Origin of the sequence: Nitrosomonas eutropha, assembly GCF_003201195.1 — a bacterium.
GTDB lineage: Bacteria > Pseudomonadota > Gammaproteobacteria > Burkholderiales > Nitrosomonadaceae > Nitrosomonas > Nitrosomonas eutropha.
Map to the genome: position 1 here is coordinate 1 of NZ_QICQ01000040.1, position 16469 is coordinate 16469.

Annotated in this window: 15 protein-coding genes; 3 read left to right on the forward strand and 12 right to left on the reverse strand. The window is 44.4% G+C overall.

All coding sequences use genetic code 11. The features are described from left to right. Positions 1–90: 90 nt before the first annotated feature. From C8R14_RS11760 to C8R14_RS11805, 10 genes are all read right to left on the reverse strand, one after another. The gene (locus C8R14_RS11760) at positions 91–543 is read right to left on the reverse strand and encodes a TrbG/VirB9 family P-type conjugative transfer protein (protein WP_011630632.1); all 453 of its coding nucleotides are present in this window, start codon (positions 541–543) and stop codon (positions 91–93) included. A gap of 13 nt (positions 544–556) precedes the next feature. Beyond that, complete coding sequence (locus tag C8R14_RS11765; protein ID WP_011630633.1) at positions 557–1249, reverse strand: VirB8/TrbF family protein; 693 nt, start codon at positions 1247–1249, stop codon at positions 557–559. Positions 1250–1363: 114 nt separating this feature from the next. Next, positions 1364–2938, reverse strand: coding sequence for a P-type conjugative transfer protein TrbL (gene trbL / locus C8R14_RS11770; protein ID WP_110332626.1), 1575 nt, complete (start codon positions 2936–2938; stop codon positions 1364–1366). Then, the gene (locus C8R14_RS13610; protein ID WP_041353900.1) at positions 2901–3119 is read right to left on the reverse strand and encodes a hypothetical protein; all 219 of its coding nucleotides are present in this window, start codon (positions 3117–3119) and stop codon (positions 2901–2903) included. The genes trbL and C8R14_RS13610 overlap by 38 nt, the downstream gene beginning before the upstream one ends. 1 nt (position 3120) lies before the next feature. Beyond that, complete coding sequence (gene trbJ / locus C8R14_RS11780) at positions 3121–3870, reverse strand: P-type conjugative transfer protein TrbJ (protein ID WP_011630635.1); 750 nt, start codon at positions 3868–3870, stop codon at positions 3121–3123. After that, positions 3848–6346 (reverse strand): VirB4 family type IV secretion/conjugal transfer ATPase, encoded by a 2499-nt coding sequence (locus tag C8R14_RS11785; RefSeq protein WP_011630636.1) that lies wholly within the window; start codon positions 6344–6346, stop codon positions 3848–3850. The genes trbJ and C8R14_RS11785 overlap by 23 nt, the downstream gene beginning before the upstream one ends. A 14-nt stretch (positions 6347–6360) precedes the next feature. Further along, on the reverse strand, positions 6361–6678 hold the full coding sequence (locus C8R14_RS11790; protein WP_011630637.1) for a conjugal transfer protein TrbD: 318 nt from the start codon (positions 6676–6678) through the stop codon (positions 6361–6363). Positions 6679–6680: 2 nt separating this feature from the next. Next, positions 6681–7136 carry a TrbC/VirB2 family protein gene (locus C8R14_RS11795; RefSeq protein WP_011630638.1) on the reverse strand — a complete coding sequence of 152 codons (456 nt, stop codon included), beginning with the start codon at positions 7134–7136 and terminating at the stop codon, positions 6681–6683. Positions 7137–7145: 9 nt separating this feature from the next. Then, positions 7146–8111: a P-type conjugative transfer ATPase TrbB gene (trbB, locus tag C8R14_RS11800; protein WP_011630639.1), complete on the reverse strand. Its 966-nt coding sequence runs from the start codon at positions 8109–8111 to the stop codon at positions 7146–7148. 97 nt (positions 8112–8208) lie between these two features. Continuing rightward, positions 8209–8466, reverse strand: coding sequence for a helix-turn-helix domain-containing protein (locus C8R14_RS11805; RefSeq protein ID WP_011630640.1), 258 nt, complete (start codon positions 8464–8466; stop codon positions 8209–8211). 55 nt (positions 8467–8521) lie between these two features. Here C8R14_RS11805 and trfA point away from each other — a divergent pair, with 55 nt between their 5' ends. Then, positions 8522–9490, forward strand: a complete 969-nt coding sequence (trfA, locus tag C8R14_RS11810) for a plasmid replication initiator TrfA (RefSeq protein ID WP_011630641.1) — start codon at positions 8522–8524, stop codon at positions 9488–9490. Between the two features lie 605 nt (positions 9491–10095). Here the strand turns inward: trfA and C8R14_RS11820 are convergent. Then, complete coding sequence (locus C8R14_RS11820) at positions 10096–10887, reverse strand: hypothetical protein (protein WP_143000377.1); 792 nt, start codon at positions 10885–10887, stop codon at positions 10096–10098. A 58-nt stretch (positions 10888–10945) separates the two neighbouring features. Here C8R14_RS11820 and C8R14_RS11825 point away from each other — a divergent pair, with 58 nt between their 5' ends. Together C8R14_RS11825 and C8R14_RS11830 are read left to right on the forward strand one after the other, a co-directional pair. After that, positions 10946–11173: an AbrB/MazE/SpoVT family DNA-binding domain-containing protein gene (locus C8R14_RS11825; RefSeq protein WP_011630643.1), complete on the forward strand. Its 228-nt coding sequence runs from the start codon at positions 10946–10948 to the stop codon at positions 11171–11173. Beyond that, on the forward strand, positions 11170–11559 hold the full coding sequence (locus C8R14_RS11830) for a type II toxin-antitoxin system death-on-curing family toxin (protein WP_011630644.1): 390 nt from the start codon (positions 11170–11172) through the stop codon (positions 11557–11559). The genes C8R14_RS11825 and C8R14_RS11830 overlap by 4 nt, the downstream gene beginning before the upstream one ends. Before the next feature lie 74 nt (positions 11560–11633). Here C8R14_RS11830 and C8R14_RS11835 read toward each other — a convergent pair whose 3' ends face one another. Continuing rightward, entirely contained in the window at positions 11634–16376 is a 4743-nt protein-coding gene (locus tag C8R14_RS11835) for a DEAD/DEAH box helicase (RefSeq protein ID WP_082211282.1), read from the reverse strand. Between the last annotated feature and the right edge of the window lie 93 nt (positions 16377–16469).

Here is a 16469-nt window from a genome sequence, read left to right on the forward strand (position 1 = left end):
TAGCGTGAGCATGAACAGCTTTTCAGTTGCAGTTATTGTGAGCAGAAAAACACGTCGATTGCGAGCATGGCCAGTTTCAAACGCAAGCTATTACATATAGGTGCGTCTGTCCGTAGTAACAATCAGATTTGTTGTCAGGTTAATATCTGTGGGTTTAATAATAATGATGGTTGATGCTGTCTGCCCTGAACCTTCGGTAGCCGGTGTGATTTTCCAGCGTACTGCGTCGCCAGCATGGACATCATTGACGATTTCACCTTGCTGCAAACGTATAGAGCATACCTGTAATGGGGTGCAGACAAGAGTTGGAAGGGTTGCACCAAAAAGATATTTAACGTTTCCATCCTCGCCGCGACGCGGCTTGTCAGGGTTTGTTTTCCATTGGTTAGCAAGCTTTGCTCCGTACACTTCCTTTGAATCCAGTCGTGGTTTTTGTCCTGCAAATATTGGTAATGGCTCATTCTGGCTTTGAGATGTTTGTGCATATGCGGGAATAGTTAATACAAAAGCAGCCATGCCTATGATCAATTGTTGTTTTTTCATGTGTCCCTCAGTATCAGAAATTGCTATTAATACGAGCCGACCATGAGCATTGCTGCGCATAAATTCCGAGTGGATTAACCATAATCTGCTCTTCATTTATCGGCGGTGACAGTACCGTGGTAACTGACGCCTGATATTGCCTGGTATCAACCAGTTTTCCAGATCGTTGTTTTGTTACTTCAGTCCATTCAATCTGCCAGGTAGAATCCGTAATCGGAACCACAGCATTCACTGCGATTTCAACTGTTTCATTGGCCGCTCGCTGATAAGGGTTTTTCTCGCGGTGATATGTGGCAATCGTCTGATAACATGCGCTATCCGGGTAAGTCATCGCATAGGTTGTATCAATCAATGCTTTTTGTGCGCTTTGATCTGTATAAACAGTTCGTGCACCTATAACCCAATTTCGTAGCGCTGCAATCATTTGTCTGTCATTGGGTGCACTGGCAACCGTAGTGCGTGCTATTTTCGTGACCTCTCCATTGCCATCAAATTCGACGGCATACGGCACGATCTTGTGTTGCGCAGAGATATACACCAATCCACTGACAGCAATGATCGATACGGCGATACTGCCAAGAGCTGCCAGGCGCCAATTATTTGCCCTTGATATATAACTTCCATAACGCTCGTTCCATTCTCTGCGAGCAGCCAGATAGGGAGTATCTGACGATTGTGTTTTTATTTTCTTGTCATCGTTGTTCATCTCAATACCTTGTTTTGTACACTATAGTATACATACTAGACTAAAATGCCAGTATCATCAATATCGTTCGAGACAAGGAGAAAATGTTTTGGTGAATCTTACAGAACTGGATGATTACAAATCTGGTTTTGTCTGCTTATCTGACTGATTTTGTTGAGGAGGAGTATTGCTCGGGACAGTAGTCTCGCCTGCCAGTATGATGTTGGAATCACCGGCACCCATGTTCTTATTTGGTGCCATATCCTGATTTTTATCTTCATCTTCCCCATAATCTGGAGGTGGAACGTTCAGGGATAAATTCATGGCTGGTTCCATACCAGGGACAGATATTGCAGCCATAATACCGGTAGATTTCACCGCGCTATCAGCAAATTGCGTTAAAGGAGAAACCGGACTTTTGTTATCACCCTGTGATTGACCCCCTGTAGGGGGTGTTCCCAATGTCGTTGGTTTGCCAGTTTGTCCTCCTCCTGTACGCTGTGGAGGCAGCGTGTTATTCATGGGAGATCTTGAATTGCTATCACCCGAGTTGCCATAAGCATTTATATTTTCACGCATATTGCTACCGGTGGATGAACTGCCTCCCATAAGAGAGGAACTAATCATATCTGCTAATCCATCACTTCCTGACCCGTTGCTCCCAATCCCGGTTCCTGACTTACCAAATATGCCGTTGGTTGCTGCCGCCGAAATACCTGATGCAACACCGGCCGAAATAGCAGCGGCCATGAAACCAAGAGCGTGACCGCCAGTCGGAGAAGATCCTGTAATCATTCCTGCTACCAGTTCTGGAATGGTTTTTGAGAGGTAGGCGCACGCCAATCCTAATCCAACCATCGTCAGCATGTCAGCATTGTCATTGTGGAAACTGGCTTTCCAGTCATTAACCGAACTCATAATCAATCCGACGATCAGTGTCAGAATAAACAGCTTTGCTCCTACAGCGATGGCGTATCTGGTGATGGCTAACGCGTACTCGCGCGTCCACTGTGACCCCCCAAATCCCATAAATAAAACAGAAGCATTAATAACGATATATGATTCAATTAATGTCAACGCCATGAATGCAGCGATAAATCCAAAACAAAGTACTACAATTACTCCGGATAGCGTTACAAACACTGCTGTCAAAGGATTTAACGTATGAACATGCAATATGGTATCGCCCAGTTCAACAGCTATTCCGAACATATCGCCAGGAAAAATCGTTTTTCCAAAACCTGAAGCATTACCTCCAGCCTCACGGAAACTGTTAATAATTGCTTGTCCCCAACTGGTTGAAAATTTGAGTAATGCAAAGAAAAAACCAGTTACTAAAACAAACCTGACTAATTCTCCGACGATCTCTCCAAAATCTGCCTGTTTGAAAACTAACGGTAAAAACGTCCAGATGAGTTGAATGACAGCTAAGCTCCAGAAAAGGGTTATGGCATAGTCCCGTAATTTTCCATCCCAGTATGATGCGCTGTTTTGTATTAATCCCAGCAAGTCTTTAAATGAACCGGTTGCATCGTGAAGATCAGCGGCAATCGCAGTACCTGGCGCAATAAAAAAGACAGTTGCAACCAACCCGAAAAGGCAAAATATTTGCCTACGATCTAGCGTTTCAATATTCCTTCTCCTCGGAGCTATGTATCCTGCTGCTACGTTGTCAAAATCCTGCGTCTTTAGAGTTGCGTATTCTGCCATCCTGTAAAAGTGGCTTTCTCTCAGTAGTTTCAAGGTCAACCTTGGCTGCTGAGCACTCTGGATTCGCAATAGTTACGCTAGGCGCAGAAATAACCATTGTGATCGTCGCATAATATGTTGCTATACCGCCAATCGCAGCAGACAAAATACTGACTACCCATATATTTTTTAGAAAATCCATATCAAAATCCTGTGTCTTTAGAGTTGCGTATTCTGCTTCTTCTCATTTCTTCTGCTAACGCATCATCCATGGCTTGTCGCTCGGTTTGAGTTGCCATGTAGTTAGCTTGCAATGTAATCTGACTGGAAAACATATCTCTTAGTCGCGTGAGTTGCTGCACATTTAAAGCTGCTATTTCGTTCCCGGCCTGCAATGCTTGTAGACGGCCAGACGCAGAGCTGGATCGTGAAAGCATGGTATCGAGCATATCGTTATCTGATGAAATACTTTCCACGTTGAAACCGGCTGATTTCATGGCAGCTCGTATGTTCTCCATACCGTAATCTGACCATTGCCGATAACGCCCACCCATGTCTACCGTTCCATTTCCGATAGTCCTGAGATAATTCTCATATCCACTGAATTGCCTCATAAATCTTTCATCAAAATTTTGTACATCCCGACCAAGCATTCTCGCATTCTGATAAACACCAACCACTCTTTGCAGATTGGAAGTAACATTCTGGAACATCCTGCCAGGCAAGGATATAGCTTGCTGAAGTGAATCCTGTAACTGCCTTGCCGTATTTATTTGGGTGTTAATCAGTTCAAGTTTTTCCAGTGCCTGTGTCCACCAGTTGCTACAGTTAGAACAAAATACGGTCAGAGCTGGTGCAGGCCGACTATAGAAAAGAGCAGCACCAAACAAGGTTGATGCGGCCAATACGAGCAGCCCACTTTTTATTGTTTTAGTGACCGATATAGCGTTCATAATCTATTCCCTTATGTTTTAGAAAAGACAACGGCCAGCCGTTAGCGTACCTATCAATGAAATATCTTATTTCCGCCAGTTTGTCCTTATCTGATACAGCCAGAAAAGCGAGTGCCAGTGGGCCAAGTCCCAATTCAAACAGGCGGCGTCCAAGCGGTGATTTATAGTAATAGTCCCGTTTGTATTGGCCATTTTTAAGTATTTCTATTTCCCGCTTATTTAATCCAAACATGGTGTACAAATCAGCTGGCCCTGGTGTTTCTTTGGTGCCGTACTGATCCGCTTCTTTGTTGGGTAACAGTATTTTTGTTGGACATTGTTCTGTTAGAACGTCCAGTAATCCAGATCTGACCGCATCAGATAAGGATTGTGTAGCCAGGACGACTGAGCAATTTTGTTTTCGCAATGTTTTGAGCCATTCACGTACTTTTTCTCGCCATACTGGATCACCAAGCATCGCCCAGGCTTCGTCCAAGGCCAATAGAACCGGCTGGCCATGCATGGTTTTTTCAATCCGGCGAAACAGATACAGGAGAACGGGAAGTGCATTAGCCCTTCCCATTGACATTAATTCCTTAACCTCGAATGTGGTGAACTGAGCCAGCTCCATAGAATCTTCAGCACCATCAAGCAAATGACCCATCGGACCTTTTAAGGTGTAATGTGAAAGTGCGTCCTGTATATCGTTATCTTGTACCTGAGCAACAAAATCTGTCAGTGATCTTCCGTGCATTGGCGCGGCACGCAGCAAGCCAATTGCTCGATGAATTTCTGTTTTCTGCTGAGGTGTGGGGGGTTTAAGAGCTTGTAATTCATAACAGGTTGCAATCCACTCTTCCGCCCACAATGCTCCTGCCGGACTATCAATATCGGCCAATGGCATGACAGCTCCTATTTCTTCACTGTCGTTGCCAATATCATAATGTATTCCCTGTGCAGCTTTACAAAGCGTATACAGACTGTACCCATAATCAAATACAAGTACGCTGGCAGGTAGTTTAGATCCATCCATGCCTGGTTTGCTTTGGTAGCGGCTAAATTGCGCTGCTATCAAAGCAAGTAGAGTGGATTTACCAGCTCCAGTTGGACCAAATATAAGCGTATGTCCGACATCGCCAACGTGTAAATTGAGCCTGAACGGAGTAGCGCCTGTTGTTACTGTCTGCATCAGCGGAGGCGATCCGGCCGGAAAAAAATCACATGGATTTTGTTTAAGTCCCGGCCAGATACTTGCAAGAGGCAAAAGATCTGACAAATTAAGCGTATGTATCAGCGGGCGACGGATATTCGGATAGGTTTGGCCCGGCAGGCTGCCCAGCCATGCTTCTAATGCATTTACTGTTTCTATTCTGGCCGAAAATCCGATGTAATCAATTTGCCTCTTTACGTAATCTGCCTGTTTCTCAAGATGTATTCGATCTTCATGCATGAGTACAATAACCGGCGTGTAGTAGCCGTAAGATACAAGCCCGGAATGGGCATCGTTGATCGCGGATTCTGTCTGTGTTGCCATATCCAGTGCATCAGTATTAATCACGCCCTTCTGTGACTTAAATACCTGTGACCAGAATCCCCTTATCTTCTGACGCCACTTGAGACGATATCGGTTAAGAGAAAATATGGCCTGATGCTTCTCCAGAAATATGAACCGTGATGACCAGCGGTAAGCTAGAGGTAATCCATCCAGGAGATTCAAGATTCCGGGTTCGCTTGCAGAAGGAAACCCATCAATTGCGACGCAGGCAATGAATTTATTGCCTAATTTCGGAGTATCACCCGGCCAGAGTTCCTGGTAACCAAGCCAGGCATCCAAATACATTGGGCAATCTGGTATCCGTAACGCTATTTCTTCACCGGTTATCGCAAAATGCAAGTAGTTCACCAGTTCATCGCTTTGGTACGTACTTCCTTCCACATTGATAGTTACCGTCCTCATTCGACGCATGTTTATGAGATCGGCGAGCCCTTGTTCCAAGGTGATTAGTGTTTTCTTGAAGTCATCAATCAACCGTTGCGCCGGAGAATTATCGTTAAGGCTGTCATCATCGTAAATTAGCTCACTGAGCCTGGAATTATGACGCAAGGGTGGGAGGTACTGAAATATGGCCGTGTACTCATTCTCAAAATACATGCTGTTCTGTTCAAACATTTCACGTCGTTCAGCATCAATCAATGCTGTAACCGGGTCGGGAAAATGTGAATTTCCCGGTGACGGATAATTCGGTGAAGGTAGACGTGTATTATCAATCCACACAGCCCACCCGCTTCCGAAGCGGAGAAGATAATTGTTAACGATTGCTGTCAGATAGTTGCTGTCAGAAGCAGTTGATGATGCTGCGTCATCACCACGGAAATAAAAACCGGCCATTAATGAACCGTCTTTACCTAAAACTATTCCCTCATCAATTAAAGCTGCGTAATTGAGTAAATCTGGCAATCCAGCAGCTTCATCACGGAAAGATTTAAGAGCAAGCATTTGTTCAATCTCAATCAGTAGTTTCTTGAAGACTTGGAAACACGAGAATATTTTGAAAAAGGCCCGTAATAAACACCATAACGAAGCTGCCGTAAGTAGATCTTCGACATCTCCGGGTCGGCTTTTGCCATGCGCCGCAGCCCATAGATACAAAGCGTCCAAACGAATAACCCGATTGCAGTTGCCACCCAATTCATCGCAGTAATGACAAGAGTGCCTGCTATAAGCATAGAAAAGAGCATTAACTCGCGCTCTCCGCCCATAATCTGCTGAGGGCGATGTAGAGCACGATGAAATGCTGTTTTGCGCTTTTTATCTACAGATTGAGCCATTTTTATTTTTCTGAAATAGCTGAAGCTGGATTACCAAAGGCAGTTAAGTCTGCTGCCATGATATGCGCGTCAGCTGGAACAACAGCGCCAGAGAACAGCGTACCGGTCAGTAATGTGTTGGCAAATACGATGACGCAAACCACCAGGACAACATAAATAATTCTCCTTATAAATTCTGATACTTCTCCACCCCATATAAGGGTTGCTCCACAGGCAATAATGCCTAAAAGAGCAACCCCGAAAGCAACTGGGCCAGAAAAAGATCGAGAAATTTTCTGTATTGGGCCTTCCCACGGTAACCCAGCTCCACCTCCTGCTGTTGCATCAGCTGCATACGCTGAATCAATAACACCAAAGAAAAGAGCAAAAATCACCACAACCAACCAGAACGACGGGCTTTTAAAAAGATTATGGAGGTACAGAAATAGTGGAGATGTTGCTACTGTCGCTGAGTTCATGGAGATCCCTTACATTGGTTTAATTAAATAATTCTGGCCGTCATATCCGTTCACCCGGATAATTTCACGAACAATACGCCCAGCCGGATGCATACTGTCCTTGGCAACAAAAATAATGACATTAATTGCTGCCGCTATCAGGCGTTGTTTGGGCGATGTATTTGCTTCTGCTACCAGTTCCTCAATACGTAACAGTCCCTCGGTTGCGCTGTTTGCGTGTACCGTCGCAATCCCTCCAGGATGTCCTGTGTTCCAGGCTTTGAGTAAAGCCAGAGCTGCGCCATCGCGCACCTCCCCTATGAGAATACGGTTAGGGCGCAATCGCATGGTTGACTTGAGTAATCTGGTCATGTCCACATGATCCACCGTTCTCATAATCACTACATTTTCTGCTGTACATTGCAGCTCACCAGTATCCTCTATGATTACTATCCGATCCTGATTCGCTTCAACAGCCATGTAGTCAATAATGGCATTCGTGAGGGTTGTTTTCCCTGTGCCCGTTCCGCCGACCACAAGAATATTAAGATGATCTTTAACCGAATCTTTAATCACTTTGCTTTGATGCAAAGTCATTATTCCACTTGAAACGTAGTCCTCCAGGGTAAAGACCTGGATTGCCTTTTTCCTGATAGTAAATACTGGCGCTGAAACTACAGGAGGGATCAATGCCTCGAATCGAGATCCATCGAAAGGTAATTCGCATTCAAGAATCGGGTTACTGGCAGTAATCTGTGTTTTAAGCGTGGATGCAACCGTACCCATCAGGCTTTCGGCCTGGATCGCTGACATCTCTCCAACGACCTCCATTGGCCTTCCTAAACGCTCCACCCACAAACGGCCATCTGGATTAAGCATAATCTCAATCACGGTCTTATCTTCCAACAGAGCACATACAACCGATCCAAGCTCACGCCTTATCTTTTCTGAAATGCGACGATCGTATTCTATGTGTAATGCATTTGACCCGTTCATCTTGAATAATGAGTTATATTAAGTTACATATTGTGCAATATAGTGTACACTCAGTATTATATTAAATAACGTATGAAATGCAAGTGGAATATGCTATTTACTTATCGTCGGAGGTAATTGGTGTTAATAATTTCCAAAGTGGCACTTTAACGGCATTGGCTAATACTTCCATCTTGTCCACGCTAATTGAAACCTTTCCACACTCCACTTTACTGATATATCCACGCATGACTCCTGTAATTCTTGTGATATCACATTGTGTTAATTCAGCCGCCCTCCTCGCATGGCGAAAGTTTCGACCGAAAATGAAGCGTGCTTCAGGTGAAATTTCCTCTGTATCTCTTGATTTATTCATCAATCAATTTTATGTCATTTGGTTATTTTTTTAAAAAAATACTACTGTGGATGCAATGGATACAGTAGTTTCAGTGGACACTAAAATGGCTGTGAATGATACTAATGAACTGGTAGCACGTGTTATGGTTGCTCTAGAGAAAAATTCCATGAAAAGAAATGAAGAGAAAACAAAAAAAGACCTATCTGATCAGATAAGCAAGATACAACGTAACGCTTATCTGAGTAGTAAGGGTATCAAACCGAATACTAAAACTCAGCTTGATCTGGTCTTTCCCGACACAATAGGCGCCCAAAAGGATATGCGACATATCCCAAACGATTACGCACGTTCGTCAATCTTCACAGCTCGCAATAAGCGTGAACCTCGCAAAATGCTTATGCACGAAAAACTGTTTCATTACAACGAACACATATCTATTCTCTACACCGGTATTGAACTGCGTGCCGAGGACGATGAAATCGTTTGGCTGCAAATCCTCAAATATGGCGAAAGTGTGCCCCTAGGTGAACCATTTGAGTTCAGCATTAAAGATCTGGTTCGTGATATGGGCTGGCCAAAAAATGGGCGCAATTACGATCGCGCCCGCGAATGTATTTCACGATTGAAAGCTAACGAAGTATTAGCTCTTAATACAAAAGCTTACGGTAAAAGCGAAGCAATATCGCTAATTCAGAACTACACTGCAATTAACGATAACGAGTGCAAGCCGACACAATATCGTGTGTGGATTGATCCCAACTTAATCGTGCTATTTGCAGGCAACACCTTCACTAATCACGTATGGAAAGTGTACCGTGATCTTTCTCCCGTTGCCCGTCGCCTAGCAGACTACATTGGAAGTCACCAACACCCATATCCATTAAACGCCGAAAAATTTCGCCAAATGTGCGGATCAACGGATAAGAACGCGCGAAGCTGGCGTCAATCCGTAAAAAAAGCCTGTGCTGAAGTACAAGAAGCCAAAATTGCTACCCTTGTCACACTTGATAGCAACGATCAAATTTGTTGCGTCCGCGAGTAAGCCAACATCGTATTGAGTACAAAATAAATCAGGGGTGCGCAAAGGCGTTTGCGCATCTTCAGAGTTCAAAACCATGCTCTCGACCAGTCAAAGAGAGACTTATCCACAGGTCAATGGCAACCTGTGACGGATGACCTGCACCATGTGACGGATGACCTACGCCATTTTTACAAAGTGCAGGTCATCCGTCACAAAATGTACGGTATTTGCTACGGTTATAGGCTTGTTAATGAATTAGAAAACTTCTCAGTGCTAAGTTATCCACAATTTTGAATCACTCTGCCCGTTAAAGGTGCAAATGCGTGACGGATGACCTGCATCTAGTACCTGAAACTTACCTTTAGCGTGACGGATGACCTGCAAAAGCGTGACGGATGACATGCAAAAGCGTGACGGATGACCTGCAAGACATTTTTCTAAGTAATTGATATTAAATTAAAAAAACAGATATTTTTTGCAGCACTAACCCTATCTTTAACCTTTTCTTTAACCAAAGAGCCCAAAAAAATACCTAAAAAAAACAAAAATAGCACCAAAAGAAAAACAAAAGCAGGAAAGCACATGAAGGGTTTAAACAGCTTTATTAAAAACCGATCAAACCTCATTCATAATCTTTGGTTACATTCCCACAAAATCACACCATCAACTACACTCTTCACGGTCTCATAATCATAGGCATTTAACAGTGAAATCAAACCATCGTTGATCAATCTTGTTGCTTCCTCTGTATCAGAAGATATTAGTAGATTGTAGGTATGACAGTTTTTATCTTTCCAGACTTGCGGATAGGTTTTAACTACATATTTTCGTTCTGCAAGAATTTCAGCAACAAAAGGAGATGGATCTTCACGACTCCAATCAACACGTCTCAGGGTATGGAGACTACCCAACAACGCCAATATAGGCGTCCCCTTTGTCTGGTTTTCAAGAACCATTGCCATCCACTCATCACGTGGACTGTTTGTTTTTAAATCAGCATCTATAGCAAGCAATTTCAGGCATTTACCACTTCTTTTCATTTCGGCCAGATCATGAATCATTACCCGATAGGCTGGATGATCAATCATTGGCGGGATAGCAACACTGGATATATCCGCTTTTCCTTCAAACACCTGGTCAAGAATCGTTTGCTGGCTGCTGGCTATTTCGAGAGCAACAACCAGACATTTTCTCTGTTGTAGATATTCATCTATCACGGTTTTGAAAAACTGGATAGATTCTGGCCGTTTGTGATTTTCACCGATGATCGTTATGGTGCCCTGCTCTATTTCACTCGTAATCAGACTTTGTACTTCGCTTGCTACTGCTATCTGCGGCAGAAGCACGGCAGATAACAACCACCCACAGAAAATCTTTTTAAGGATTGTAAAGTTCATCAAGATTCCTGAATTTTTCAAACTGAAATTAATTTTTGTTATTATATGTTATTACATTAGTTATAACTTTGGGGGTGATATGATTGAATTGAAAGTCAGAAAATTTGGTAATTCTCTTGGTGTTGTTTTGCCAAAAGAAGTGGTTAATCACTTACGTACCGGGGATGGGCAGCGCTTATTCTTAACCGAGGCATCTGATGGAAGGTATCTTATTACGCCATACGATCCTTCATTTGGTGAAAAAATGGCAAAGGTAGAAGATATATGTAACCGATACCGTAATACACTGCGTGCATTGGCGAAGTGACAGCACCTGTCTGGATAACTGAGCAGGATGCACTTGCCATCCATGAGCGCTTAATTTCTCTGCATGGTGGTGCATCGGGCATTCGCGACAGGAATCTTCTAAAATCAGCACTTGCAAGACCACTCAATTTTTTTGCCTACGATCAGCAACCTGATATTTTCCTCTTGGCCGCTACTTACACAGGTGGGATTCTGCAAAATCATCCTTTTGTGGATGGGAACAAACGGACAGGATTTGTAATTGGCGTGCTGTTCCTCGAACTCAACGGCTACAGGTTTATCGCCAGTGAGGAAGATTCAACACAAGCTGTATTGTCCCTTGCTGAAGGCTCTCTTGATGAGTTCGGGTTTAGGTTGTTCATTGGAGATAATTCAATTGCACCGTAACTGAGATGAAAAACAACACCAGAAACAATAAATTAAACGAGGAATTCTATCACCGGGGTTTACATAAAAGAGAGTCAGCGACCTGTTGCGAAACGCTTCTCCTGTAACAGGGAAGATTGATCCAGAGCGACAGCTTGGGTAGTAAGCTTCGGTAACCCGTTCACAATCGCCTGGCTTTTCAGGCTAACGGTGATAACACGCAGAAAGAGTTCAAGCGGGTATCTGGCGTTATTCATCGTTTCGATAGCCCAATCATTGGCATCGTTGGTAATCCCACTGGCTGTATCAATTTTGACACACTGACGCTCCATCACCCATTCAAGCGCAGGTTTACCGTTGATCACATAGTCATAAGCTTCTTCCGGGATGTTTTCAATGACAATATTCGTGTTGTAGATAACTGTTGTTTTGTCATCAATGCTCTTACCTGTTTCAGGATCTCTCTTTTTACCGAACTTCATTTTTGTGACATAGAAATCTTTATCCTCTCCACCAAGAATCTTTTGTTCGGTTACTCTCAAATATTTCAAACTCCCAACAAGGCGAACACCTGTGTGCATGGGAATAGTTTCATAATTCAGATGTAAATCTGCCAAGTCACGCCCTGCCTGACTGAAAGCTTTAAAATCAGCAGCTGTTTTTACACGTGGAATACGTGGCAATTGTTTACTGAGATTATCAGCATAGCGTTCGCGGTAATCTTCACTGTGAAGCAAACCATAAATATAGTAGAAGATAGCTTCCTTGCTGATCTTGATTTGCGGATAAGCCGCCTGGAAATGTTCTAAAGCATCATTGGTGATAGCATCACGCTGCTGGTATTGTGGTTCACCTTCTTCATTGAATGGAGAAGCATCTGATGTTGTTTTCTCGTATAGATAAAGCGGGAAGCACTGTCCTTTAGAAATCATTTCAAGGTCAGGAATAATATTTGTTATTAGCGAGGAAAATTCTTTTGTCGATCCTCTACCAGTAACAGAAATCACCAGATTTTCACTGTCTTTGGTTGGGAAGATCTTGTGTATTTGATAAACACCGCTATTGAAATGCCTATCAAAAAACATCCAGCTCTTGGTGAAAGGTCGGTATAAGGCCTTTCTTAGACCTTCTGGATTATAAGTGCGGCAGGTTTGACGTGCCAGATCCTGCTTTAATTCAAGTGTCCAACTAATAGTCTTGGTATTGAAATCAAGAAACCTTTCAACATCAGGCCAGTTTTCTTTTGTTATACCCTGGCAGAGGTTTTTGTATTCTTCTACTGATTTATTGAAGTAGGCAACCATCGCTTCAGTAGTGTTCTTAACGCGATTAAGTGATGCGTTATATACCCACGCGTCTCTACCAGTTGCAACTCCTCTCGAGTAGTTTTCAAAAATTACCTTTTCTGTTTTGTCCTTCTTGTCTCCCAGACTAATATAGGTATCAAAATTCGGATCACGTTGATTCAACCAGTCACCAAATTGATCTGGTACGATCTGTTGCCAGCACTTCTGTTTAGTAATACCGTTGATACTCTCGAAACCTGTAATAACTTCCAGCTTCTGTTCACGGGTCAGGTAGTCACCGATATCATGAAAGTAGATATTGCCTCGCACCTTGGCTTCGGGCTTTTTAACCAGGATGGAAATGGCAATCGGAGCACGGCTACCAGAACCGAAGATTTTTCCACCTTCTTTACGTGATCGTTCGCCGGATGTGCGTTGATTGCCACGTAAATGGAAAATATACAAATTACTGAACTCTTCCACCAGGCACTGGCGCAAACCATCACCTACGTTTGCCTCCAAGAAACCGGCATTGGTAACAAAACCAATCACCCCCCGATCTTTGATACGGTCAGACGACCAACGAATAGCACGAATATAGCTGTCATAAAGTGCGTTTTTATTTGTCGCTTGCGAACGCACGGTATAGGTACTGCGAATGCGTTCATCGAGCTTTGGATAGTCCACATTGGCGTTGTTATCGTTGGCAGACTTTTGTCCCGCCGAGTAAGGCGGGTTGCCAAGAATCACACGAATATCCAGATTTTGCTGACGTTTTCGACGATTGCTGTTTTTTTTCAGCAATTCATCGAACTGATCTTCCTTTTCTGCCATCTGGAAGGTGTCGGTTAAGCATATTCCTTTAAACGGCTGGTATTCAATATATGGTTTATCAACTATCAGATCATTGTCTTGCTCACCGTGGATATTGCCCACCAGAATACCGTGATAGGTGGCTTCAATATTGATGGCAGCAATGTAGTAGGCGAGCAGTACAATTTCGTTGGCGTGGATCTCGTGCTGATATTTGTAGGGCAATCGCTCTTCAGGGATGATGCCGCTTTGCAGCAGGCGGGTAATGAACGTTCCCGTCCCCGTAAACGGATCCAGAATATGAACATTATCATCAGCCATGCTGGAGTTGAATTCTGTTTTCAGCACGTGTTCAACCGAATGGAGGATGAAATCCACTACCTCTACCGGCGTATAGACAATTCCCAGCCGTTCAGTCATTCTGGGAAAAGCGTTACGGAAAAATTTATCGTACAACTCCACTACGATGCGCTGCTTGCCTTCAGCACTATTTACATCCCTGGCACGCATTTTGACGGATTCATAAAAATCTTCCAGCGTATCCCGCTCTTTGTCCAGGTGGTGTTCCTGTAACTGATTTAGCACCTGCTGCATCGCCTGCGACATGGGATTGTGTCGAGCAAAACTGTATTGTTCAAACAGGGCATCAAATACCGGCTGAGTGATCAGATGCTGTGCCAGCATTTCGATGATTTCTTCATCGCTGATGCTGTTATTGAGATCATCGCGCAGCTCTTTGGCAAAGGCTTGAAAGGCAGCAATTTCCGTGGTGTGGGAGGTATCTTCCAGAATGGCCTTGATGCGGTCAATGTGGGTGTTGGCAATTCTGGCAATATCATTGGCCCAATCTTCCCAATGATGCCGATTGCCACATTTTTTGACGATTTTGGCATAGAGCGCGCGTTCAATTTCACCAACCTTATAGCTGATTTCAGATTGATGAAGAATTGGAGATTCAGCTGTGCCGATAGCCTCACCTCTACGTGCAACTCCAGCATTACGCTGTGTTTTATCCTGCTTTCTTGCCCTTGCCCTCGGTGCAACGTTGTCAGCTACTGCCACCACTTCCATTTTGGTGGGCATGCTGCCATTGAATTCCAGTTTATTGATCATGGCATCAAAGCGATCGTCATGCGCTCTGAGTGCATTTAATACTTGCCAGACTACTCTGTAGGTTTCGTTGTTGTTCAGAGCTTCTGCCGGTTCTACTCCAGCAGGAATGACAACTGGCAAAATTACGTAGCCCAGTTGCTTCCCAGGTGCCAGGCGCATGACACGGCCAACTGATTGCACAACATCTATTTGAGAAGAGCGGGGTGTCAGAAACAACACCGCATCCAGCGAAGGCACATCTACCCCTTCGGACAGGCAGCGCACGTTGGAGAGAATGCGGCAGGTGTTGTCATCCGTCTCTGCCTTCAGCCATTCCAGATGGCTTTCCTTTTCACCGGCGTTCATGCTGCCATCTACGTGCTGCGCTTCACACTTCATGGACAGGGCAGGATCCAGCACGGCATTGGTATTTTGTTCCTGCAAGGCTTTCTTTTCTGCTTCCTGGTACTGGCTCACCACTGCACCAAACATTTCTGAAATCAGCTTCGAGCTGACTTTGTGTTTGTTGCCTCTGTATTCCTGTTCAATAATCTGGCAAAAGGCCACCGCACTTTTCATGGGCCGAGCAAGTAGCTCATTACCTGCAAACAGTCCTTGCTTGGATAGCGCTTTCCAGCAACCCACGATCTTGGCCGCATCATCCACTTTTAACGAATTACCCTGATTGCTTAACAGGCCCTGCAAGCGGCGATTGATGTGGCTTTCTTCGATAGCCAGCACAATTACTTTGTAATCCACCAGCAACTTGCGTGAGACCGCTTCAGAAAAGGTGATGATGTAGAGTTCTTTACCGTACAGTGCTTCGTTATCCATCGAGCATAAGGTAACGTTCTCAGTCTGCTTGGCGGCATCACCGTAAATACGCGGAGTGGCTGTCATATACAGCCGTTTATTCCCCTGGATGTAACGGTTGTCATGGATTCTGACGAAAGGGGATTCTTCTTCTCCGTCAAACGTGGCACCGGTGGTACGGTGCGCTTCATCACAGATAATCAGATCAAAGGCAGGCAGGGGGTGCCCTTCTGCTTGTTGCGCTTCGTGAATGACACCAATGGAGTGATAGGTGGAAAACACCACCGTCATGGCATCATCTGAATGCAACTTGGCAATTTGTTTGCGCAAAGATTCAGCGTCAGTGGTGGCCGGATATTGCAGCTCGCTGATACCGGTGACGATTCGGTCATCTGTGCCTGTCTTACCAACATCACTATCGGAGCAGACTGCAAAGCTTTTCAGCGGAATGGCCGATTCCTGGGTCCATTCGGTCAACGCTTGGGAGAGCAGCGCAAGGCTGGGCACAAGAAACAAGACTCGTTTTCCCGCTCCAGCCATTTTTTCGGCAATCTTGAGAGAGGTAAAGGTTTTACCGGTGCCACAAGCCATGATCATCTTGCCGCGATCGGCTTCTTTGAAACCCTCAACCACCCGTTTCAGAGCTATTTCTTGATGATCTCGAAGCTGTTTCTTAGATTTGACTACCAGATACCCGGATTTTTCATGGTATCGCGACCAGTCGATAGCACTGTTTTCTAGATTCTGCCGATTAATTACAAATACCGGAGGATTTTGGGGTCGTCTCAGAAAACGGAAAATAAAGCACGCTAAGCCGGTGGCAGCGGTCGCAATGGCCTAAACTTCCCCGCACCGACCTTGGCGCTGCTGCGCCATAGGTAATCGCCGGTCAGGTTGATGTGCTCCCACCCCAGCGGCGACAGTTAT

Bases quoted from the DNA above. Each gene is read 5' to 3' on its own strand.
- trfA (WP_011630641.1), top strand. From the start codon at position 8,522: ATGGATACAGTAGTTTCAGTGGACACTAAAATGGCTGTGAATGATACT.
- C8R14_RS11790 (WP_011630637.1), bottom strand. From the start codon at position 6,678: ATGGCTCAATCTGTAGATAAAAAGCGCAAAACAGCATTTCATCGTGCT.
- C8R14_RS11760 (WP_011630632.1), bottom strand. From the start codon at position 543: ATGAAAAAACAACAATTGATCATAGGCATGGCTGCTTTTGTATTAACT.
- C8R14_RS11795 (WP_011630638.1), bottom strand. From the start codon at position 7,136: ATGAACTCAGCGACAGTAGCAACATCTCCACTATTTCTGTACCTCCAT.
- C8R14_RS13610 (WP_041353900.1), bottom strand. From the start codon at position 3,119: ATGGATTTTCTAAAAAATATATGGGTAGTCAGTATTTTGTCTGCTGCG.
- C8R14_RS11825 (WP_011630643.1), top strand. From the start codon at position 10,946: ATGATTGAATTGAAAGTCAGAAAATTTGGTAATTCTCTTGGTGTTGTT.
- trbJ (WP_011630635.1), bottom strand. From the start codon at position 3,870: ATGAACGCTATATCGGTCACTAAAACAATAAAAAGTGGGCTGCTCGTA.
- C8R14_RS11805 (WP_011630640.1), bottom strand. From the start codon at position 8,466: ATGAATAAATCAAGAGATACAGAGGAAATTTCACCTGAAGCACGCTTC.
- trbL (WP_110332626.1), bottom strand. From the start codon at position 2,938: ATGGCAGAATACGCAACTCTAAAGACGCAGGATTTTGACAACGTAGCA.
- C8R14_RS11785 (WP_011630636.1), bottom strand. From the start codon at position 6,346: ATGCTTGCTCTTAAATCTTTCCGTGATGAAGCTGCTGGATTGCCAGAT.
- C8R14_RS11765 (WP_011630633.1), bottom strand. From the start codon at position 1,249: ATGAACAACGATGACAAGAAAATAAAAACACAATCGTCAGATACTCCC.
- trbB (WP_011630639.1), bottom strand. From the start codon at position 8,111: ATGAACGGGTCAAATGCATTACACATAGAATACGATCGTCGCATTTCA.